This window comes from Pectobacterium versatile, from assembly GCF_003932035.1.
In the GTDB taxonomy this organism is placed as follows: domain Bacteria; phylum Pseudomonadota; class Gammaproteobacteria; order Enterobacterales; family Enterobacteriaceae; genus Pectobacterium; species Pectobacterium versatile.
Genome location: NZ_CP034276.1, coordinates 2,021,458 through 2,043,052 on the forward strand (window position 1 = coordinate 2,021,458; position 21,595 = coordinate 2,043,052).

Below are 21,595 nucleotides of genomic sequence, written 5' to 3' on the forward strand. Positions count from 1 at the left end.
ACATGGCGAATTTGTCAGAGAACCCACAATGGGTTGACGGCATTTACCAAATCGAAACGTCGGATCCGGTCGTGGGTGGACCGGACGGCGTTTCAAACCGACAGGCTAAAGAATTGGCCAGTCGTACCCGCTATTTGAAAAAAGAGCAGGAAAAAACGGGCAGCGATCTGGCGACACACGCCGCCGCCGCCGATCCGCATACGCAATATGCGCCGAAGGAGAACCCGACCTTCACCGGCGCGCCGAAAGCGCCAACGCCTGCAACCGACAGCAATAGTCAGCAGGTGGCGACAACGGCATTTGTGCGCTCGGTCGGTGCGACGAAACTGGCGAAAGACCAAAACGGTGCAGATATTCAGGATAGAGAACTGTTTAACCGCAATCTTGGTTCATCACGTGCATACAGTTCCTCGATCCCTATCGGAGGAAGTGCCGGTTTATGGACAACGGCTGAGTTTATTGGTTGGTTAGAAAGCCAAGGCGCTTTTGTTCATGCCTATTGGGTTTGTCGTGGTTCGTGGTCGTACTCTCACAATAAAATTATTTCTGATACCGAGTGTGGTCAGATCCCACTGGCTGGTTCTGTTGTTGAAGTTATGGGGCAAAACGATGCCACGACAATCAGGATAACAACGTCTTCAACAACGCCAAGTGGGCTTAGTGATTCAGCGAATGCACAATTTACTTATGTCTATAACGGTGTTGATTATTCTCCTGGTTGGCGACGCGATTACAATACGAAAAACAAACCTACCGCAGCTGATGTAGGTGCGTTACCTGAGCGCGCGACGGCTCAGGCTGCCGCAAAACTGGCGACGCCTCGCACTATCAACGGCGTGCCGTTTGATGGCACGGCCAATATTGCGCTGACTCCCGCAAACCTCGGTTTAACCGAAACGGTTAATCTTGCCGCTGGGGCATTACCAAAAACCGGCGGCGTTATGTCAGGCGGCGTTCGTTTAGGCGGTAATCTCGACCTGCCTCTGGAAAAACGTATTACAGGCGTTTTCTCTGATAATACCTATCGTGAAATGCTCTGGCTTGCATCTGATAACACTATTCAGGTTGGTGATATAAATAGTGAGATTGCTATTAGAACGAAAGGCTCACTCAATATTTTAGTTAAGGATAAATGGCACCAAGGGTACCATACAGGGTTTAAACCGACTGCAGCTGAGCTTGGGGCTATAACAAAGTCAGATGCTGACAATAATTATGTTCGTCAGGGTTCATTGGGCGTTATTTATAAAAACGATGACCTTGCATGGAATAGTCCTACGGGCGCTTACTTAAAAGATAACGGAGGGTATACCTCTCTTATCTGGCATATGGGATTAAATACTGGTTCTGCATCAGCAGCCCAATTCCATTTCGGCTATTCAAATAGTGGTTTGATGTATCGAAGTTCCCGTGATAATAGCGGGTTTGAAAAACCATGGGCGCGTATTTATAGCGATCAGGATAAGCCTACGGCTGCTGAAATTGGGGCATTATCTCTCAATGAAGTTGTTGGTATCCCTATGCCCTGGCCACAGATAACCGCTCCTTCTGGTTGGCTCAAGTGTAACGGGCAAGCATTTGATAAAAATATCTATCCACTTTTAGCACAGGCTTATCCATCAGGAAGATTGCCCGATCTTCGTGGTGAGTTTATTCGCGGCTGGGATGATGGGCGCGGAGTGGATACGGACCGCGGATTATTTTCAGAACAGAGTGATGCAATCAGAAATATAACTGGAAGCCTACTTTATGGGCATGATGCTGATGTTACTGCACCAACTAAGAACTCTTCTTCAGGGGCCATGTATTACGATACAAGTGCGAAGCTATACGACAGGGATAGTTACCTAACCCTTAGCAATAGCACAACGGCAAATTCATGGTATCCAGCGACATTAGATGTTTCCCGTGTTGTACCAACGGCAAACGAAAATCGCCCCCGAAATATCGCATTTAACTACATCGTGAGAGCAGCATAATGAAAAGTTATTCTATTGAAGTTAACTCAGCAAAAATGAATGAATCAGGTTTTAGCCTTCAGGCAGGTTGGATTACTGTTTATCAGGTTCATCCAACAAGCCGAGAGTATATTAGTGCTAATTATGAATATTTGCCTATTGGTGTAGGTGTACCTGCTGGTAGTTACATTGACGTTCCAGAACTTCCTCAGGCAGGTTTGGCTCTAAGGCGTAGCGCGGATGGAAAGCAGTGGGAGCATGTATCTGACTATCGCGGTCAGACGGTTTATAATACGGAAACCCGTCAACCCAATAAGGTTACGGATATGGGCGAATTGCAAGTCAATCAGACTTTATTGGTACCGACCTCTGAATTTGATAAATGGGAGGATGGTCAATGGGTAACCGATCTGGAAGCTCAACGTCAAGTATTAGTCGCAAATAAAAAAGTGGAACTTAATACCAGGTTATCTCAAGCAAGTGAGCGTATTCAGGTACTCAGCGATGCCGTTGAGCTGAACCTGGCAACGGAAGAAGAAAAAAATGAGCTGAAAGCGTGGAAAACTTACCGCTTACAGCTCAGTCGAGTTGATATTAATTCAGAGGGATTTATTTTTCCTGATGCACCATTTTTAGCATAATTTAACTAATAGGTTCTTCAGGCTATTCAACATCGGGGGCTTTTGATGTATCAAGACGTATCAACAGTGTCCGATGTTTTTTAATGGAAGATGATTTTTATTTAAATTCCATTGTGGAGCTTATTAAATACAATAATTTAAGAGTATTAGGTTTTTATTTTTTCAGAGGCTAAACGAATAGTGGTATTACCGTTATCTGGTTCGATTGATTTTTTTTTCTTAAAAAATTTAAAAACTCATAAAATTGTTTCTCCCCGATCAATAAAGCATTGCATAATTTGCAGGCGAAAGGCATCCATTTTCGCAGCCTGACAGATAGTATTGATACCTCGACGCCCGCGGGTCGTTTCTTCTTTCATGTGATGAGCGCACTGGCGGAGATGGAACGGGAACTGATTGTCGAACGGACACGGGCTGGACTCGATGCTGCTCGGTTACAGGGGCGCATCGGCGGGCGTAAACGGCTTATGACGCAAAATGTGCTTTGTCGAGCCGAGGCGATGTTAGCGACAGGGGCTACGCGCCTTCAGGTAGCGAATATTGTCGGCGTATCAGAAAAAACCATCTATAAATACTTCCCCGCACGGAGTAGAGACCGTGTTCCCGCCACCGACCAAGCCGCGCAATCGCAATTTCCTCTGCGCCAGAGTGACCAGAAACTCGGTAAACATGTTATTTTCATTGATAAGTTCTTTACTGTGTCGCCGCAAATGAGAGGCCAACATGGATTACACCAAAATTATCAAAGAAGTTGGGCGCGGGAAAAATCATGCGCGTGATGTCGATCAGGCAACGGCTTATGAACTGTATAGCGCAATGCTGCGTGGTGATGTGCCGGATCTGGAGCTCGGTGGGCTGTTGATTGCGTTTCGCATCAAAGGAGAATCGGAAGCCGAGATGTTGGGGTTTTATCAGGCGATGAACGAGCATGTGTTGCGCCTGACGCCGCCTGCGGGCTTTCCTATGCCCGTCGTGGTCCCTAGCTATAACGGGGCACGCAAGCAAGCAAACCTGACGCCGCTGTTGGCGCTGCTGTTGGCAAAACTGAGTTTTCCGGTCGTGGTTCACGGCGTCAGCGACGATCCGACCCGTGTCACCAGCGCCGAAATTTTGCGTAATCTTGGCGTGACGATTGCGGAGAATGCCGAGCAGGCTCAGCAGGAGCTTGATAACGGCAGTCCGGTATTTATCCCTGTCTCGACGTTATGTCCGGCTATCGATCGCCAGTTACAGCTGCGCTGGCGGATGGGGGTGCGTAACAGTAGCCACACGCTGGCTAAGGTGGCGACGCCGTTTGGTGAAAGCGACGCGCTGCGTGTCGCTAGCGTTTCCCATCCTGAGTATGTTTCCCGTGTGGGGACGTTTTTTAATGACATCAACGGGCGCGCACTGCTGATGCACGGCACGGAAGGGGAGGTGTACGCCAACCCACAGCGCTGCCCGGAAATTCATTTTATCCATCAGCAAAATACCAAAATTCTGCAACTTCGGCAGGATATCAGCGTCGCACCCGATGCGTTGCCGATTGCGAAGGATGCCGCAACGACAGCGCGCTGGACGGTACAGTGTCTGACGGGTGAAATTGCCATACCGCAGGCGATTCGTCTGCAGCTGGCGTGCTGTTTGGTTGCCGCCGGTGAAGCGGCGACAATGGAACAGGCTGTCGCCACGATTAAGAAACGCCTCGGCTGATTGGTTTGCCAGAGCGGATTCGGACGCGTTTATCGCGCCACTTCACGCAGCCAGACGGCTGTCATTTGAAGAGAGAAGGAATAGCATGCAACAGGTAGCGGACTATTTTAACGCCTTGAATCGCGACTATCTTGCGGTTCATCAGGCGAAAGAAGAGTTGTTTTGGCAACTGTATATGGGAACGGGCAACGATGACGTGTCCGAGCGTTTCTCCGCCGCAGAAAGTGCGTATAAGCGTTTTATTTCGCAGCCGCAGCGTCTGGCTGAGCTAAGAACCCATCTTGCGACACTGGAAAACAGTCCGCCTGACGAGCAACAGCAGGCGCTGTCGCACGGTTTGCAAGGCTGGTATCGGTTTTTCGATTGCAATGTGATTGAAGATCCGCAGGCTCAGGCGTTGATGGATGAGATTATCACCGCCGAAAGTGCGTTATATGCCAAGCGTAAATCCTATGAAATGACGCATCTGGATGCCAAGGGGGAACGGGTTTCCGCCTCGCTTGGAGAACTGCTGACCAACCAGACGACCAATGATACCGAAGCCTATCGTCAAAGTTCCCAGCAGGCGCTACGCGATCTCGAACAGTGGCTGTTGCAGAATGGTTTCCCAGAGCTGATTTCACTGCGTAACCGCTTCGCCCGTCAGATGGGCTACCGTAACTATTTTGACTATAAGGTCAACAAGACGGAGCGGATGACGCCGGAACAGCTCTTTGCCATCCTCGATCCTTTTGAAGAACAGACGCGTGAAGCGAATACTCGCAGCCTGAAAAATCTGGCGGATGAAAAGGGTGAAGACGCTCTACAGCCATGGAATATTCGCTATGCCAGCGCGGGCGATGTAACGCGCCAACTCGATCCCTATTTCCCTTTCTCTGCGTCGCTGGAGCGTTGGATCAACAGCTTTAAGCGTCTGCGCATTGGGTTTAACGGTGCAGAAATGCAGCTCGATTTGCTGGTGCGCAAAGGTAAATACGAGAACGGCTTTATGCATGGCCCGGTGCCGCCGTTTGTGCAGGAAGGAAAATGGGTTCCGGCACGGATTAATTTCACCAGTCTGGCAAAACCGGATCAAATTGGCAGCGGTGCCAGCGGCATTAATACGCTGTTCCATGAAGGTGGACACGCCGCGCATTTTGCCAATATTCGGCAGAACGCACCCTGTTTTTCACAGGAGTTCCCGCCAACCTCAATGGCTTATGCGGAAACGCAGTCCATGTTCTGCGACAGCCTGTTGGGTGATGCTGACTGGCTAAAACGCTATGCAAAGAATGCGCAGGGAGAGACGATTCCTGATGAATTGATCCGTGCGGATATCAGCACGCAGCAGCCAATGCGGGCCTTTAGTGAGCGACACATCCTGCTGGTGCCGTATTTTGAGTGGCAGCTCTATTCGTGGGATGACGACGCACGTACGCCAGAGGCGATGACGAAACTGGCGCGTGACACCGAACAGCGTATTTTGGGTATTAGCGGTAGCCCGCGACCGACGTTGGCGATCCCTCATCTTCTGTCTATGGAGTCGGCGTGTTCTTATCAGGGATACCTGCTGGCGTTGATGGCGGTGGAGCAGACGCGCAGCTATTTCCTGCAACGTGACGGCTACCTGACGGATAACCCGGCTATCGGCCCTGATTTGGCACAACACTATTGGCATCCAGGCAATAGCGTAAGTCATGACGATACGCTGCGTAGCTTGACCGGTGAGGGCTTCAATCCTGCTTATCTGGCGCATGCCTGCAATCTCACGGTTGATGAAGCCTGGCAACAGGCGGAAAGCACGATGGCGCAGGCGGCGGGTCGTCCTCAGCCTGCTGCGGATTTCGATCTGTCTGCGCGTATTCGCGTGGTCGATGGTAGTCGCGTGCTGGCGGATAATGAACAAGGCGATGAGAAGATGTGTCAGGATTTTGCAGCGTTTATTGAACGAGAATATCCGCGTTCTCTGGCATAACGTTCGCTGACATTGCGAGCAAGAGCAAGGGGGCGAAAGCCCCCTTGTTGATCAAGATACGTGTTGCAGGAACTCACGCAGACGGTCGCTGGGTGGATTCGTAATCAGCGTTTCCGGGTCGCCATCTTCTGCGATGCGGCCTTTATCAATAAAGATCAGACGTGAAGCCACTTTATGGGCAAAGCCCACTTCATGGGTGACGATCACCATCGTCATGCCTTCTTCGGCCAGATCTTTCATGACGGTCAGCACTTCATGGCGCAGTTCCGGGTCGAGTGCCGATGTCGGCTCATCAAACAGCATCAGTTTCGGTTTAACTGCTAAAGCACGGGCGATGGCCACACGCTGCTGTTGACCACCGGAAAGCTCGGAAGGGTAGTGGTGGGCGCGTTCTGACAGGCCCACTTTCGCCAGCAATTCTAGCGCCAGTTTCTCAGCATCGGCTTTACTCGCGCCGCGTACCCGAATAGGGCCGAACGCGACGTTTTCCAGCGCGGTAAGATGCGGGAACAGATAAAACTGCTGGAATACCATTCCGGCTTCCTGACGGATTAAACGCTCGTCAACGCGCGGATCGTTCACTTTAAGGCCGTCAACAATCAATTCGCCGCTGGTGATTTCTTCCAGCTTATTGATGCAGCGCAGCAGCGTGGATTTACCCGAACCTGAAGGCCCGATGATGACCACAACTTCACCCTGACCGATGGTGAGATCGATATTGTGTAAGACCTGTGTCTTGCCAAAGTGTTTGGATACGTTTTTAAATTCAATCATATAATCTTAAGTCTTCTTTCCAGACGACGAAGAATAAAGCTGAGGACCAGCGTGATGCACAGGTAAATAATGGCAACCGCAGTCCAGATTTCCAGCGCACGGAAGTTGCCCGCGATGATTTCCTGGCCCGAACGCGTGAGTTCAGCCACGCCGATAACAATAAACAGTGACGTATCTTTGATGCTGATAATCCACTGATTACCCAGCGGCGGCAGCATGCGGCGCAGGGCGAGTGGGGCAATCACGTGACGTAACGTCGCGCTGCGAGACAGCCCAAGTGCCAGGCCCGCTTCACGGAAGCCGTTATGAATGGATAATACCGAACCACGGGTAATTTCCGCGATATAGGCACCGGAGTTAATCATGATGGTCACCACGGCGGCGGCAAAAGGGTCAATCCGCACGGACGTGAACATCATCGGCAAGGCGAAGTAGATAAACATCACCTGCACAACAATCGGGGTGCCGCGAATAATTTCAATAAAAACGAGCGAAATGCGGCTGGAAAACCAGCCGCCGTAGGCGCGGGCAAAACCCGCGACTACGCCAATCACCAGGCCGCCAAGCAGACCCAGAACAGAAATCAACAACGTCATTTTTGCCCCTTCCATCAGGAGGGGCAGAGAAGGCCAAATGGCGCTCCAGTCAAACTGCATGGAATATCTCCAGATTAAATCGGCAATTACTTAGGTTCTACGCCAAACCACTTCTTGTAGATCTCAGCATAAGTGCCGTTTTCACGCAGTGTTTTCAGGGCGCCATTCACTTTTTCACGCAGCTCGTTGCTGCCTTTCGGGAACGCGATGCCGTATTGCTGGGCTTTAATGGAATCACCTACCGCTTTAAACTGGCCGTTGCCTGCGGTTTTGATGAAGTAGAGGATATTTGGCGTGTCGTGCAGCACGGCGTCAGCACGGCTGGTGCCCAGTTCCATGTAGGCGTTGTCGATGTTCGGGAACTGGCGCAGATCTTTGGTTTTGATATTGGCTTTTGCGTAATCAACGGAACCTGTGCCGCTCTTCACCGCAAGCACTTTACCCGCCAAATCCTGCTCGCCTTTGATGTCGTTGTTGTCTGCTTTGACCATCACCAGCAGGCCGCTGTTGTAGTAGCCATCAGAGAAATCGATTGCTTTTTTACGCTCTTCGGTAATCGTAATACCTGCAAGCGCCAGATCGATATTACGCGTTTGCAGTGCAGGAATAATGCCGCCGAAGTCCATTGGCTTCAGGGTGTACTTCAGGTTGAGCTGTTTAGCGATGGCATCCCAGAGGTCGATGTCAAAACCGACGTACTTGTCGCCTTGTTTGAATTCAAAAGGGACGAAAGCGGTGTCTGTCGCGACAATCAGTTCTTTCTCAGCAGCATAGCTAGATACGCTCATCATCAGCGTCAGTGCAGCCAAAGAGGCCTTAAGTAGTGATTTCATCAAACCCTTCCTATTAGCAGTTGTGGGAGCTTTTTGTTTTACAGGCGTTTTAAGCATAGTACATCGTACAAAAGTGAAACGTAGGTCAGTGACTCTGCGTTGTGCTTAACCTGTTGCTTTTATTCATTGCCCTGCCAGCGGTGAAATTTTCACCTCCGATTCGCTCAGGCAAGGCGCTGCTATGATTAACTGATTTACAGAAGGGAAACAACCGTTGATTAGCGTTATGGCCAATTAATACGGGCAAAAGCTAATTTTTTGAGCGTCTTAACGGATAAAATGCGTGGTTTGTGCGGGTTATGCCAGAAAAGAGGGCGGCTTGAGTCGGGAGACTGGCAGAAAAAAGGCTGCCTAAGCAGCCTTGGACGCGTTTGCGGGACGATAACGCCGATTATTCGATGTTTGATTCAATGAACCACAGGAACTGATCCAGATCGCGTGATGCGGCAGTCAGAATATCCGCAGAGGCTTCATCTTCTGTTTTACCAATAGCCTTGCGTACATTGTTGGCGACAATCGCATAACGTTCGGCCAGCGCTTTCAGATGATCCTGAACGCTATGGATATTGGTTGGGTAGCTTTTCAGCGAGGTTTGTTTCCCCACAATTTGCACGGTACCCAGCGCAACGCCGCCTATCTGCACCACGCGCTCGGCGATGGTGTCCTGATGGTCAATAATCGAGGTGCGGAAGCCATCCAGCATTTCATGAACGGCGATAAAATTTGCACCACGCATGTTCCAGTGTGCCTGTTTGGTAATCAATGACAGGTCGATGAAATCAACAACCAGTTGGTTTAACAGCGCGATCGTCGAGGTCTTCACGCTATCATCCAAATCATTGCGAGTGTAAAGCAGTGCGGACGGTGCTGATTTCACGAGTTTGGCGGTAGACATAATAGTTATCCTCTCTTTAATTATTGATAGTCTTGCTGTTCAATGTGATTAATTATAGCAGTGATAAAAATTAATATTGAAAAGAATCACCTATCAAATGGATAGCTATAGCATAACGATGGTGTGGGTATTTGTAGTCAGGATTTATCTGATATCAATAATGTGGTGGCGGTGATGTAAGCGTAATATTTCAATTGCCACTGAAACATCATGTCATATATTGATAAATATCATCATCGCTTAGATGAAAATAATTATTATTCTCTGCTGTTGCTTAAATAAAATGACAGCATCGTTTTCCTCTTAAAATATATCGTTTTCTTCTTAAATATAGTGTGTGCGAGTAAAAGGAGTTGTGGCGAATGAGAGTGAATATTATTGGCACCAGTGGAAGCGGCAAATCTACGCTCGCTCGCCGCTTGTCTGAAAAGCTGGCTATTCCGTACATTGAGATGGATGCATTGTTTTGGCTGGAGGACTGGCAAGAACGGGCTGATGCCGATTTTTTTCAACGGCTTGAAAGTGCGCTGGAGCCTGAAAGCTGGGTATTGGATGGCAACTATAATCGAACGCGAGATATCAAATGGCGCAATGTTGATGTCGTGATTTGGGTTGACTACTGTTTTACCCGCACGCTTTTTCAGGCGGTACGGCGTGCCTATCTTCGTGCATGGCGCAAAGAGGAACTCTGGAGCGGCACGGGTAATAGAGAGTCTTTTCTCCGCAGTTTCTTTAGTCGGGATTCAATTATCCTCTGGACAATGAAAACCTATTCAAGAAACCGGAAACGGTATTTGGCGGATTTAGCCGACCCTCTCTATCACCATATCCGTTTTATGACTTTGCGTTCTCCTCGGGAATGTGAAAATTTTCTGCAACACGTCCCCAAGGAAATACGCACTCATTCTGCTTGAGTCGTCACTTTGGCTGCGCCCGCGGGTTTTATTGTCAGCGTTGCACCGATTGACGCGATGATAATAAAGATAAGCGCCATCCACTGTATGAACGATAAATGTTCACCGAGAAAAAGGATCCCGGAGAGGGCGGCAATAGCGGGTTCCATACTCATCAGCGTGCTGAACGTTCTGGCAGGCAGACGAGTTAATGCCACCATTTCCAGAGAATAGGGGAGCGCGGTGGACAGGATGGCGACGGCAATGCCGAGCGGGAGTATCGAGAGCGAAAACAACGTGCTCTCTGCGTAATACGCGCCAATAGGGCAGAAAATCAGCGCGGCAATGCAGGAGCCGATAGCGACCGTTCCCGGCCCATGATTTGCCCCCGCTTTTTGCCCAAACAGGATATAGAACGCCCAGCAGGCACCTGCACCCACGGCACAAGCCGCACCCATCAAGTCAACATTGCCGATATTGTGGCCCAGCGGCAATAAGAACCACAGCCCGGCAACGGCCAGAAAAACCCATAGAAAATCAATCGGTCTGCGTGAGGCTAACATAGCAACAGCAAGCGGGCCGGTGAATTCCAGTGCGACAGCAATGCCGAGCGGCACCGTTTGTAATGAGAGGTAAAACAGAAAGTTCATCCCGCCCAGCGTAATGCCATACACCAGCAGCGGCAGGCGGTTACTGCTAAAGCGCATACGCCAGGGCTTGAAGATGATGCAGAGAATGATCGTACCAATTCCCAGGCGCAGTGCTGTGACGCCAGTGGCTCCAATGAGCGGAAACAGGCTTTTGGCCAGAGCGGCACCACTTTGGATAGAAAGCATCGAGATAATGATAAGCAATACAGGTAAAAATGATGGCGAGCGATGGGAAAATAAGGTCATTCTTTTGGCCTTAAAACAGGTATAACATTCCGTTGCTATTATATCCAATTGTAAACAATTTGTCTGGTATGAATTGACTTTTATTGACCTTTATTTACGCATCATTTAACTGGCGTGTTTTTGCGCAATACCATTAGCATACAAACTGAGCGGGGAATTCGGAATTATCTGTTTTACTGCTGTGTGGTGAATTTATTTTTAATCTAACTGTCACAATAAAAAAATCAATGTAATTAGCATGATAGGTTGATTTTGACAATATTTGTTACATCTAAAGTCTAATTGATAAATATTTATAGGGCGGCAAGTTCCGAATTTCTTTGTTATATTTACTCCGTTAGTTAGTCTTTCATAAAATGAATTTGAGGCTGTAAATATGAAAAAAATCGCGTGTCTTTCCGCTCTGGCTTGTGTATTAGCCGTTGGCGCAGGTTCTGCATTTGCTGGTCAAAGTACTGTAACTGCAGGCTATGCTCAAGGTGATGCTCAGGGCGTACAAAATAAAGTTAAAGGCTTTAACCTGAAATATCGTTACGAGCAAGATAATAACCCACTGGGCGTTATTAGCTCATTCACCTACCTGGAAAAAAATGGTAGCGATGGCAGCGACTACAATAAAGGCCAATACATGGGCTTTACTGCTGGTCCAGCTTACCGTCTGAATGACTGGGCAAGCCTGTACGGTGTTGTTGGTTTCAGCCACGGTAAAGTAACAAATAACGCTACCAACGGTCTGAACAACAGCAGCAACGACGATTACGGCTTCACCTACGGTGCGGGTGTTCAGTTCAACCCAGTTCAGGACGTTGCTCTGGATGTGGGTTACGAACAAAGCCGTATCCGCAGTGTTGATGTTGGTGCCTGGGCTGTTGGCGTAGGTTACCGCTTCTAATCTAACCCTGTAGGGTTTATTTACCCTCAGCGTTGGTTGTTAGATGTGTCGGAAGAATCCGCTCTTTTCAGGGCGGATTTTTTTATGGCGCTAAATCAGCGACGAGTTTCGCCAGTCATTTATCCAGTAATTTTCCAGTCGGTCGATATCCCGTCGTTCTTGCCAGCGTTGATCAAATACATGCGGTATCGGTCTGTCATAAGATTTTATCTTGACGTTAAGATTCTTTATGTGAAGATAATGTTCATCAAGTCGTAGTGATTTGCTCAAGCTATTGAGGTTATGCATGGTAGTGACATCAACGGCCCGCACGCGGGCTTTTCTGTTCTTCACGATTATCCTGTTGGGGCTGAATTTGCGTCCTGTTCTGGCGGGGATTGGTCCACTGCTGAATCAGATTCAGGCTGCAACGGGTCTGGATGACAGCATGGCGGGGATGCTAACCACGCTCCCAGTGTTCGCTATGGGATGGTGTGCGTTATATGGCGGTCAGTTACAGGCGCGTCTCGGTGAATATCGGGGGATCACGCTGGGCATTGTGGTGATTGCCTTGGCGTGTAGCGTACGCTGGTGGCTGAATAGCGGTATTGCGCTGCTGGTTAGTGCCGCACTGGCTGGAATCGGGATTGCCTTGATTCAGGCGCTGGTGCCGTCGTTTATCAAGCTCCATTTTGGTCGCCACAGCAGCCTCCTCATGGGCTTTTATACCACCGCGATTATGACCGGTGCGGCGTTTGCGGCTTCATCGGTTTCTCCGCTAGCAAATGCGTGGGGCTGGCAAAGTGCGCTGGCCTGTTGGGGAATGGTGGCGCTGGTGGCTGCGGTGGCCTGGCGGTGTATTCCTAAAGCGTATACCGCGAAGCAGGATGCAGTGGCTGTCGTAGCAACGCGCCGAAGCGGAATGGACTGGTTGCTGATGGTGTTCTTCGGCATTGGTACGGGCGCGTATACGCTGGTGCTGGCATGGTTGCCGCCGTATTACATTCAACTGGGGTTAGATGCGACGCAAAGCGGCCTGATGTTGGGCGGATTAACGCTGACAGAAGTGATTTCTGGCCTGTTGGTGTCAACGTTCATAAACCGTTTTCCCGATCGACGTAAACTGCTGCTTCCTATCCTGATCGTGATGCTGGTGGGGATGATTGGGTTGATTGTGGCTCCACTGACGTTCACGTATCCCATCATTATCATGCTGGGTGTTGGTATTGGTGCGCTGTTCCCGCTATCGCTCATCGTGGCGTTGGATCAGGTGACTGAATCGCATAAGACTGGTTCACTGATGGGCTTTGTGCAGGGCGGTGGTTACATCCTTGCCAGCCTGATGCCTTTGCTGGCTGGTTTTATACGTCAGCATACGGCTGGTCTGGAGCAGGCATGGATGATTATGACCGTCGGTGTGGTCGTGTTGATTATCATGGCGACCCGTTTTGCTCCGGTGACGAGCCCGAATCGCTAGCCGTTTGTTGTGTTATAAGCGAGCGGAAACCCGCTCGCTATCATTAATTTGTTGGTGGACGATAGCGCCATAGCCAGCGCCCGCTCATCAGGCGACGGTAATAGAAGAACCCGCGAACAATCCAGTCAAAGAACATCCCCATCCACACGCCGATCACGCCAAAACCGAGCATCACGCCGAGGATATATCCCGCGACGACCCTACATCCCCACATCCCCGCCATTGCCACCCACATGGTGTAGCTGGCGTCTTTCGCGCCTTTCAAACCAGCAGGAAGCACCCAGGATGCCGCCCAGATGGGCATAAATAGCGCGTTGAGCCACAGGAGATGTTTTGCCACTTCAATAACTTCCGGTTCATTGGTGTAAAACGATGCCAAAAAGCTGGCGCTCGGCACCGACAGTACGGCAAGTACGCATAGACCGATATTGGACAGCCAGAAGATGTGCTTCAACTGGCGGGTGGACTGCATGATCTGGCCTTTCCCCAGGCGTGTGCCAACGATAATCGTGGCGGCGGCGCCGAGCGAATTACCGGGAAGGTTGATCAGCGTTGAGATGGAGAAAGCAATAAAGTTTCCGGCAATGACCTCGGTTCCCATATCTGCCACAAAACGCTGGGTGATGAGCTTGCCGATGTTAAACATCACGGATTCAATACTGGCGGGAATACCAATACTGAGCACTTCATAGAGGATCGACAGGGTAAAAGGCGCAAAGTAAGACTTGAAGGGAATACGCAGCGCACCGTTAAATCCGTGCATCAGCGTCAGAATCACGAATACCGCGCCGATATAGCGTGAAATGGTAATACCAATACCCGCGCCAACAAAGCCAAGGCCATCCCAGGAAAATGCACCGTAAATCAGCAGGCTACTGATGCCAATATTGAGAATGTTCATCCCAATGTTGATGACCATGGGCAACTTGGTATTGCCCGCGCCCCGTAACGCACCACAGCCTACCAGCGCGATGGCGACAGCCGGATAGCCCCACACCGTCCAGCGAAGGAACGTGAGGGCAAGCTCTTTAACCTGAACATCTGCCTGTCCTGCGATCAGATCGATAATCGCTGAACCGGCGAATTCAACCAGCGCGACCAACAGAAACGATGACAGAACCAGTAATGACATCGATTGACGAGCGGCAGATCGCGCCTGCTTTCTGTTGCGCTGTCCCAGGCTGAACGCGACAACAACGGCGGTCCCTAATGCGACAGCGGTAAAGAACGCGATGATGACCATATTGAAGCTATCGGCCAGACCGACGGCCGCCATGGCCTCTTTCCCCAGCCAACTGACCAGGAAGGTGCTGAAAACCCCCATCAACACGACGCAAAGGCCTTCAATAAAGATCGGGAAGGCTAGCGGTGAGATCTCTCTCCAGAAGAGTACGCGGTTGGAGTAACGCTTTTTATACCAGTCTGTGTCTTTTAATTTTTTCATGAAACGATCTTGGCGGTATCTCAAGTTTCCCAGTCGGCACGGTAAACAGAGCCACAAGGTGGCTCGTAAATAGCATTATTTTTGCACGGTACTTACTCATACAGTGACTTATCCATACCGTTACTTATCCATTTTGTGCGATCGCGGCAGCATGGTCGTTTTTTAAAATAGTGTTTCTATTTACAGAGTATCAGTCGCTAAATCGATGTCCAGTCTGGATTGCTTTCCCTGCGTGGAAAGTTGTTGCGCGTGTCCATTATTTAATTTAGATTTTACTTAATTAGATTTTTCTAAATTAATGGTGAGACGCAAACAATCGGCGATATCACCTTCCTTTTCGACTGAATGCCGTGTTTAACGAGTGCATTATGACGAGTTTCAACGGCTCAAAAGAGGATCACGATCATGCCAACACCAGTTTCTATCTCACCCGCTCAGGCTCGCAAATTGTTAGATGAAGGGGCGGTACTTATTGATATTCGCCAGCCGGAAGAATATGCCCGCGAGCACATCGCACAGGCAAGATTGCACCCACTGAATTCCTCTGTCGGGTATGTTCTTCCTGCTGATGAGAGGGAGGGGAAGGTTGTCATTTTTCATTGTTTGTCTGGCATGCGTTCGGAGCAGAATGCCGACTTGCTGGCGCAGGCGGTTTCACCTGCAACAGTATTGCTTCTGGAAGGGGGAATGGCCGCATGGAAAAAGGCAGGATTTCCGACGGAAGTGAATCGTAAGCAGCCGATTGAACTCATGCGGCAGGTTCAAATCGCCGCTGGCGTACTGATTCTGGGTGGTATATTACTGGGCTACAGCGTAAACAGCGCTTTCTTCCTGCTCTCTGGTTTTGTCGGGGCAGGGCTGCTGTTTGCTGGGGTGACGGGTTTTTGTGGCATGGCAAGGCTGTTGATGAAAATGCCGTGGAACCGTACCGCCAAACGCTGATGTGCCGGGATGGCTTGCCGGTAAGCGGAGTGTTAACCGATAACGTTAAAGAATAGGGGCAGTAATATGGACATGAAAAACATTCCGTTTGGTACGACTGACTGGTCGCAAATAGAACCCACCGAACATCGGGGGGAAACGGGGATTGCCTACTGGCGAACACAGCGTTTTGATAATATTCGGGTTCGTATTGTTGAGTACACGCCTGGCTATCTAGCCGATCACTGGTGCTCAAAAGGGCATATTCTGCTGTGCCTTGAAGGTGAACTTCATACGGAATTAGATGATGGTCGTGTTTTTGTCCTTAAACCGGGAATGAGCTATCAGGTTGCGGATAACGCGGAAGCCCACCGTTCCTACACCGAGACTGGCGCTAAGCTGTTCGTTGTCGATTGATGCCAGGGGGCTAACTCGAAATGACGGAGAGAATAGCCCTCGATTTAGTTAATCTCACCATGATCTGATTCCACAACAATTTGCCGTCTACAACAAAGGCCACCATCTGGCTCAAATCATTTTTCTGTGTTGGTTTTATGCAGAGAGTCACTGTTATGGCTTTATCGGTATTAACTGTGTCTGTTTTTTGACATTACTCTGGTTCTTAATAGATCCACTTATACCTATTTAAGGCGGGTCAAAATGTCTAAAAATTTTTTGCTGGTACACGGAGCATGGCAGGGCGCATGGGTTTGGAACAAAATACAACCGAAGCTAAAGGCTGAAGGTAATACAGTAAAAGCCATTGATCTTCCGGGAAGTGGTGGCGATCAGACACCAGTGGCTACGGTGTCACTCGATGCCTATGCCCGTAAGATTATTGATGCTGCCAGCTTACTGTCTGCTCAGGGGAAAGTGACTCTGGTTGGCCACAGTATGGGGGGCGCGGCTATCACGCTAGCTGCGTCGATTGCACCAGAGCTGTTTGAAAAACTCATCTATGTCTGCGCCATCCTCCCGCAAAACGGCGAGTCTGTAGCTGTTCTGGGCGAACAAAGCCAGAAGCTGGGTACTGAAGGGCCAGTTGCGCAGCCTCTCCTTGATAAAGGCGTTTTGGCGCTGGTTCCTGAAAAAATTGCGCCTACGTTCCTTAATGATTACGCAGAAAGCGATGTTGATACTCTTCTTGCACAATTTAAACCGCAACCCATCCAGCCTCTGATGGAAACCGTCACATTGACGGAAGGATTCATCAATTTGCCAAAGGTTTATATTGTTTGCACGAAAGACCAGGCTATCTCTCCCAAACTTCAGCAGCAAATGGCTGAAAAAGCGAATGTCGGCACCATTTACACCCTTGATGCTGGGCATGAACCTTTCTTCTCTCAGGCTGAAAAGTTGAGTGAGTTCCTGCTGAAAGCATGACGGAGAAAGGTAAATATTTACCCTGTTCAATTCGACTATCGATGGCAAGTCGCTTGTTTTGAAACCTGTTGTTGATATCGCTTAATAACACTACAGTTAATCTGGTTAAGCGTGTATCGAACGTTATCTATACAGGAGAACATGAACGTGTCTATCAGAGTTGAATTTGCAGAACCTATGGAAGTGCTGAGTCTTCGGGTTGTCGGTCCCTATTACGAGAAAATACCGCAGGGATTTGATGAGATACTCTCGTGGGCAAGGGAACACCATCTTTCCATCGATAAATCTCTGGCATTTTACTGGGATGACCCCAGCAGCGTTGAAGCGGATAAATTACGGGCAGATGTGGCAATTACGTGCAAAGAGATGCCATCAACATTGCCGGAAGGCACGGGAATTCGTAGGGAAATCATTCCCGGTGGGCTTTATGCCGTGACGCATACCATCGTTGAGAATGGTGATTTTGCGAAAGCCTGGGATGATTTTTATAAAGCTATCCATGCCGAAGGGTATAGACCGGCTGGTGAGATATGTTATGAAAGCTATTTGTGCGATGGAAGCAACGGTAACTGGGAAATTGAAATATGGCAGTCTGTTGAAGCTGTGAATTAAGCCTGTTCATAGGGACTAATTAGACATCCAGTAAAAATAACGAATATCGGAGCCACCTGCATAGTTACTGTGAATCGCCGTGAGAATATTGGATCGTTATATGTCGCTAGTGTGGTTAGGTTATTTAGCATTATCACAGGCACTCAATGAATGCCTGTTGTAATGCATCACTTAGTCACTTAGTCACTTAGTCACTTAGTCACTGAGTTATCGATAGTCTTAATGGTTGTCCCATTCTGCTGCTTGATGATGTTTAGCTGAATCCCGTCAGACTTGCGCGTTGCTAAAACATTAATATCTTTTTCATCATCGCAATTGAAATCACCTTGCAACGATAGCGCGATGGCTTTCAGCGAATCATTGGTAGAGAAGGGAACATACGAGACAATATTGTCTTTGCTGATCATTTTGACACCTACAGCGCCAGTAATGTCGTTCTGATACAGGTTATAGACCTTTCCATTACGAGAGTCGGTATCAATAAATACCTCCGTTCCCAACGCTTTTGCGCTCGTCAAAACAATCGCGTCAAGGTCGGCACCCGGTGAATCGGCATATTTCGATAGACTGGTGTCGACGATTTTCAGATAGGTAAATGAATCAGACTCGGAATCAATCACGTCAACGTCATACCCGATGACAGAACCACGATTGGTTGTCGTCTGAGCGGATGCAGGGTTTATTGCCTGAAACACGGGTGTGGCCTTGATCCATTCACTGCCGTCATTAGATACGTAGGCATCCCACGATTCGTAGGTTCCTGCTTCATAAACGTAGAAGTCTGCATCGGCAGTGCCGCTCTTTTTAATTGCATATGGGGTAAAACGTACAACAACACTACCTGCTGCACCGAGAGAAAGTATATTTTCATTCGCGCTGTAGCGGTTAGGTTCGCCAAGTATTCTTTCCGGCACTTTATAACTCGAAGATACATTGGGGCCTGGCGTATAGCTTACGATTTCCGTGGCAAAGCCAACTGCGGTACCTGGAATATCGGGATAGCCTTTATAGGTTTCTGCAAAGGCCGAGGCTGAGAATAGGCACATTAATGCAATTGCATATTTTTTCATTTCGCTTTCTCTTGATATAAAATTCCCACGGTTATGGGGAATGAATTGATTTCATTTTACGTCTGCCTGCACGTTGATAATTAGTCCACGGCAGTATCGACGGACATTGTGCTAGCACGTGTAATCGAACCGACAATAGGCAGCGCCTAATAGCACTGACGACCGAGTCACGTTGGATAATGATCTCGCAAACCCTCGGTTTTTCATTTGAATCTGTTTTAGTACTTATTCGAGGTGGATTTTCCTGATAAATTAACCTATTATAGTGATGAAAGGTCAGCAGAAATCGCGCAATTGCAATGATGTTCTCAATCTGCGTTGCGTAGCATGGTGTTATTAATTTTGCTATCTGGATATTTATTTCTGGAAGGGAACGGATATTTTTAGGATTGCTGGTGGGTTTTATAATTCACCATTTTTTCGGTAAACACATGTGCGTATGAAAGAAGCGTAGAATCTGGAGAATATTATCTTTCACGCGGTAGGAGATGATGCAGGAATAGTACGTTAATACAATTTCATGTTTTCTTGGTACTAAGTTTTTTTATGGATTGATTAATGATTATAATAGCATAAACTAGCCGAATGTATCCTAAAGAGACTTGATGAGGAGTATGCCCAACGCATAATAAGCATACTCCTTTCATTAATTTTCTACCCGATTCATTCCTCGCGGAATGTGAAGTTTTTTAATTCATTTTTCTCATCAAAGTACAAATCTATTTTTTTTATTTTGCTAATGCTTACAGGGATTGGAGGGAAAATAACAAGGCCATCGATAGATTCTTTATTAATATAATACCAATGGTTTTCTTTCATGAAATCTAATGAGTTTTGTGGTGGTCCTAGTTTTATTAATACATCTTTTTTCGTTTTCCCAACAAAGAAAATGGTTTTAACATTATCTGAATTTACATCAGAGAGTGATGTGCTGTATGTTTTTGTCTTATCCATAAAACATCCAGACAAAACAAAAGAAAGGGAAATAATGAGGGTTGGTTTTATTAAATTCATAATCAATCAATGTCCAACTCTGTTTTATGATTTTCATCTGCCGGTTCCCAAGGAAACGATGGTGATATTTTATATGGTGCTGGTTTTAATATATAGATCCCGCTAGTCCCATCTTTTACTACTTCATTAAAGTGCATAAAGCATCTTGATCTATCTGTAGTTATATCAAAATTCATGTCATAATCTTTACCTGCTTCAGGTTTAATAAAAAACATACTATGGCATGAACCTCTGCTTGTTGCTTCGGTTTGGATATAGATCAGAGTTGGCACTGACTTTATTCTGGTTTCAAAATAATAATCATTATAATCATCCTTTCGATAGGATATTTTAGGCATGCCTATATCTCTAGTCGCATTTATGTGTCCTCGCCATGAGAATGGTGTAATTTGCGTATAAGTCTTTGAATATCCTTTTTGTTTAATTTGTGTCCCTCTTATGTTTTTTATGAATCTTATTCTTGACACATTTTGTGTGTCTGAAGGCTCTTGGTATATCGGGCGATCAGCAAAGCTGTTTTCAATGGCCCTGCATCCAGATAAAGAAATGGTTGCTGAAATTAAAATTAAATGTAAAAATTTTGCCATAAAAATGTTATCCCTTTTGTGGTTTTTTAATGAATGCTGATATGCTAGGAAGGAAAACATATCGGTATTCATTATCGGCTGCGGAATAATATAATTTAGTTTTTATTAAATAGACGCGTATTGACGGGATCTACCAAGTAATGACTATGAGTGCTTAGTCCATTACATGCGTAAAATTATGCAATAATCTAGTGGCAGTGCCCCCTATGTTTCACCGCATTGGTGTTACTAACGGGAACACCTGCACCGGCACGTTTCCCGCCCCAGCCGGATGATCTTGATTGTTGGTTATGTTTTTTATTGTCTTTCATGGCTGAGTGACGGTTAGTTGGTGGAGGTACGTTCGTTAAAATTCAGAAAGGCAGTTGTTCACCATTTTGCGGGTAAACGCCTGTGCGTATGAAAGACTCGCAGAATCTGGATCATATTATCTTTTACGCGGTAGGGGATGATGTAGGGATAGTGCGTTAACACCAGCTCACGTGTTCCTGGCACACGGCCAGGCCTTCCCATTGCTGGCTGCTGCGGTAGTAATTCCGTTAATCTTTGGACTTCATCTACTAGCTGGCTGGCAGCTTGCGGATCTTCTTGAGCGATATAAAGGTACTCGGCTTCCAAATTGGCCGCGGCTTTACGCAGCCATTTAATTTCCATGTCTTGCCGTACCTAATTTTTTAAAGAGATTGTTCATCTCATCTGATGAGACAAAATCGCCCGCATCGGCTTCTTTAATGGCTTGCTCGATCTCTGCAATCTGCCAGGATTCCCGCGCAAGATAGTCTTCAATAGCTTGTCCTGCCAGAAAAGAACGGGTACGTCCCGTAGCTTTAGCCAGCGCATCAAGCTGCGCAGTTGTTTCATCATTTAATCGAACGGACATTACACCCATACGCCACCTCACTACATTGTGTGTTTTGTATACATTGTAGTTACTGGGGATATCGGAGGCAAGCGACTACTTAATGGTATTCGAGATGTTGTTCTCTATGCATGTATGGGTTAGCAGTTGAGAGCGTAAGCAGGCCTGCTAATATCGGGTGTTTCTACCTTGCTAAGATATAACTACAGACAGATAGTAGGGCTG

General features: G+C 47.8%; 22 protein-coding genes and 1 pseudogene. 12 read left to right on the forward strand and 11 right to left on the reverse strand.

Annotated features, from left to right (window positions below):
* Positions 1 to 2 precede the first annotated feature (2 nt).
* From EIP93_RS09180 to EIP93_RS09200, 5 genes and pseudogenes are all read left to right on the forward strand, one after another.
* Positions 3 to 1,979, forward strand: a complete 1,977-nt coding sequence (locus EIP93_RS09180) for a phage tail protein (protein WP_125232611.1) — start codon at positions 3 to 5, stop codon at positions 1,977 to 1,979.
* Positions 1,979 to 2,599 carry a tail fiber assembly protein gene (locus EIP93_RS09185; protein ID WP_103860989.1) on the forward strand — a complete coding sequence of 207 codons (621 nt, stop codon included), beginning with the start codon at positions 1,979 to 1,981 and terminating at the stop codon, positions 2,597 to 2,599. Before EIP93_RS09180 ends, EIP93_RS09185 begins: the two co-directional genes overlap by 1 nt.
* Before the next feature lie 275 nt (positions 2,600 to 2,874).
* Positions 2,875 to 3,186: pseudogene (locus EIP93_RS22895) on the forward strand (recombinase family protein); the annotation flags it as partial.
* A 136-nt stretch (positions 3,187 to 3,322) separates the two neighbouring features.
* Positions 3,323 to 4,291, forward strand: a complete 969-nt coding sequence (gene ybiB / locus EIP93_RS09195) for a DNA-binding protein YbiB (protein WP_116585804.1) — start codon at positions 3,323 to 3,325, stop codon at positions 4,289 to 4,291.
* An 85-nt stretch (positions 4,292 to 4,376) separates the two neighbouring features.
* A complete protein-coding gene (locus EIP93_RS09200) occupies positions 4,377 to 6,245 on the forward strand; it encodes a M3 family metallopeptidase (RefSeq protein WP_116585803.1) in 1,869 nt (622 codons plus the stop codon).
* A gap of 51 nt (positions 6,246 to 6,296) precedes the next feature.
* Here EIP93_RS09200 and glnQ read toward each other — a convergent pair whose 3' ends face one another.
* From glnQ to dps, 4 genes are all read right to left on the reverse strand, one after another.
* Complete coding sequence (gene glnQ, locus EIP93_RS09205; protein WP_010294867.1) at positions 6,297 to 7,019, reverse strand: glutamine ABC transporter ATP-binding protein GlnQ; 723 nt, start codon at positions 7,017 to 7,019, stop codon at positions 6,297 to 6,299.
* Positions 7,016 to 7,675 carry a glutamine ABC transporter permease GlnP gene (gene glnP, locus EIP93_RS09210; RefSeq protein WP_103941307.1) on the reverse strand — a complete coding sequence of 220 codons (660 nt, stop codon included), beginning with the start codon at positions 7,673 to 7,675 and terminating at the stop codon, positions 7,016 to 7,018. Before glnP ends, glnQ begins: the two co-directional genes overlap by 4 nt.
* A 26-nt stretch (positions 7,676 to 7,701) precedes the next feature.
* Positions 7,702 to 8,448, reverse strand: coding sequence for a glutamine ABC transporter substrate-binding protein GlnH (gene glnH, locus EIP93_RS09215; RefSeq protein ID WP_103941309.1), 747 nt, complete (start codon positions 8,446 to 8,448; stop codon positions 7,702 to 7,704).
* 391 nt (positions 8,449 to 8,839) lie between these two features.
* Positions 8,840 to 9,343, reverse strand: coding sequence for a DNA starvation/stationary phase protection protein Dps (dps, locus tag EIP93_RS09220; protein ID WP_015839848.1), 504 nt, complete (start codon positions 9,341 to 9,343; stop codon positions 8,840 to 8,842).
* Between the two features lie 362 nt (positions 9,344 to 9,705).
* Between dps and EIP93_RS09225 the strand changes: the two genes are divergently transcribed.
* Entirely contained in the window at positions 9,706 to 10,257 is a 552-nt protein-coding gene (locus tag EIP93_RS09225; protein ID WP_125232612.1) for a P-loop NTPase family protein, read from the forward strand.
* Here the strand turns inward: EIP93_RS09225 and rhtA are convergent.
* Positions 10,245 to 11,132 carry a threonine/homoserine exporter RhtA gene (gene rhtA, locus EIP93_RS09230; RefSeq protein ID WP_103941313.1) on the reverse strand — a complete coding sequence of 296 codons (888 nt, stop codon included), beginning with the start codon at positions 11,130 to 11,132 and terminating at the stop codon, positions 10,245 to 10,247. The genes EIP93_RS09225 and rhtA overlap by 13 nt on opposite strands.
* A 376-nt stretch (positions 11,133 to 11,508) precedes the next feature.
* Here rhtA and ompX point away from each other — a divergent pair, with 376 nt between their 5' ends.
* The gene (gene ompX / locus EIP93_RS09235) at positions 11,509 to 12,024 is read left to right on the forward strand and encodes an outer membrane protein OmpX (protein WP_039506902.1); all 516 of its coding nucleotides are present in this window, start codon (positions 11,509 to 11,511) and stop codon (positions 12,022 to 12,024) included.
* Positions 12,025 to 12,310: 286 nt separating this feature from the next.
* Positions 12,311 to 13,480 carry an MFS transporter gene (locus EIP93_RS09240; protein WP_125232613.1) on the forward strand — a complete coding sequence of 390 codons (1,170 nt, stop codon included), beginning with the start codon at positions 12,311 to 12,313 and terminating at the stop codon, positions 13,478 to 13,480.
* Between the two features lie 43 nt (positions 13,481 to 13,523).
* Here the strand turns inward: EIP93_RS09240 and EIP93_RS09245 are convergent, their stop codons facing one another.
* Positions 13,524 to 14,924: an EmmdR/YeeO family multidrug/toxin efflux MATE transporter gene (locus tag EIP93_RS09245; protein WP_103941317.1), complete on the reverse strand. Its 1,401-nt coding sequence runs from the start codon at positions 14,922 to 14,924 to the stop codon at positions 13,524 to 13,526.
* Between the two features lie 405 nt (positions 14,925 to 15,329).
* On the opposite strand from EIP93_RS09245, the gene EIP93_RS09250 reads away from it, so the two are divergent.
* From EIP93_RS09250 to EIP93_RS09265, 4 genes are all read left to right on the forward strand, one after another.
* The gene (locus EIP93_RS09250) at positions 15,330 to 15,866 is read left to right on the forward strand and encodes a rhodanese family protein (RefSeq protein WP_116362343.1); all 537 of its coding nucleotides are present in this window, start codon (positions 15,330 to 15,332) and stop codon (positions 15,864 to 15,866) included.
* Positions 15,867 to 15,932: 66 nt separating this feature from the next.
* Positions 15,933 to 16,262 (forward strand): DHCW motif cupin fold protein, encoded by a 330-nt coding sequence (locus EIP93_RS09255; RefSeq protein WP_010294841.1) that lies wholly within the window; start codon positions 15,933 to 15,935, stop codon positions 16,260 to 16,262.
* Between the two features lie 243 nt (positions 16,263 to 16,505).
* Positions 16,506 to 17,228, forward strand: a complete 723-nt coding sequence (locus tag EIP93_RS09260) for an alpha/beta fold hydrolase (protein WP_125232614.1) — start codon at positions 16,506 to 16,508, stop codon at positions 17,226 to 17,228.
* A 141-nt stretch (positions 17,229 to 17,369) separates the two neighbouring features.
* Positions 17,370 to 17,840 carry a GyrI-like domain-containing protein gene (locus EIP93_RS09265; protein WP_219606901.1) on the forward strand — a complete coding sequence of 157 codons (471 nt, stop codon included), beginning with the start codon at positions 17,370 to 17,372 and terminating at the stop codon, positions 17,838 to 17,840.
* 191 nt (positions 17,841 to 18,031) lie between these two features.
* On the opposite strand, the gene EIP93_RS09270 is transcribed toward EIP93_RS09265, so the two are convergent.
* From EIP93_RS09270 to relB, 5 genes are all read right to left on the reverse strand, one after another.
* The gene (locus EIP93_RS09270; protein WP_125232615.1) at positions 18,032 to 18,910 is read right to left on the reverse strand and encodes a cell envelope biogenesis protein OmpA; all 879 of its coding nucleotides are present in this window, start codon (positions 18,908 to 18,910) and stop codon (positions 18,032 to 18,034) included.
* 663 nt (positions 18,911 to 19,573) lie between these two features.
* Positions 19,574 to 19,864, reverse strand: coding sequence for an outer membrane protein assembly factor BamE (locus EIP93_RS09275; RefSeq protein WP_103860974.1), 291 nt, complete (start codon positions 19,862 to 19,864; stop codon positions 19,574 to 19,576).
* A 62-nt stretch (positions 19,865 to 19,926) separates the two neighbouring features.
* Positions 19,927 to 20,511 (reverse strand): hypothetical protein, encoded by a 585-nt coding sequence (locus tag EIP93_RS09280; RefSeq protein ID WP_125232616.1) that lies wholly within the window; start codon positions 20,509 to 20,511, stop codon positions 19,927 to 19,929.
* 369 nt (positions 20,512 to 20,880) lie between these two features.
* Positions 20,881 to 21,165, reverse strand: a complete 285-nt coding sequence (locus EIP93_RS09285) for a type II toxin-antitoxin system RelE/ParE family toxin (protein ID WP_103860972.1) — start codon at positions 21,163 to 21,165, stop codon at positions 20,881 to 20,883.
* On the reverse strand, positions 21,155 to 21,400 hold the full coding sequence (relB, locus tag EIP93_RS09290; protein WP_103860971.1) for a type II toxin-antitoxin system RelB family antitoxin: 246 nt from the start codon (positions 21,398 to 21,400) through the stop codon (positions 21,155 to 21,157). The genes EIP93_RS09285 and relB overlap by 11 nt, the downstream gene beginning before the upstream one ends.
* Positions 21,401 to 21,595: the final 195 nt, after the last annotated feature.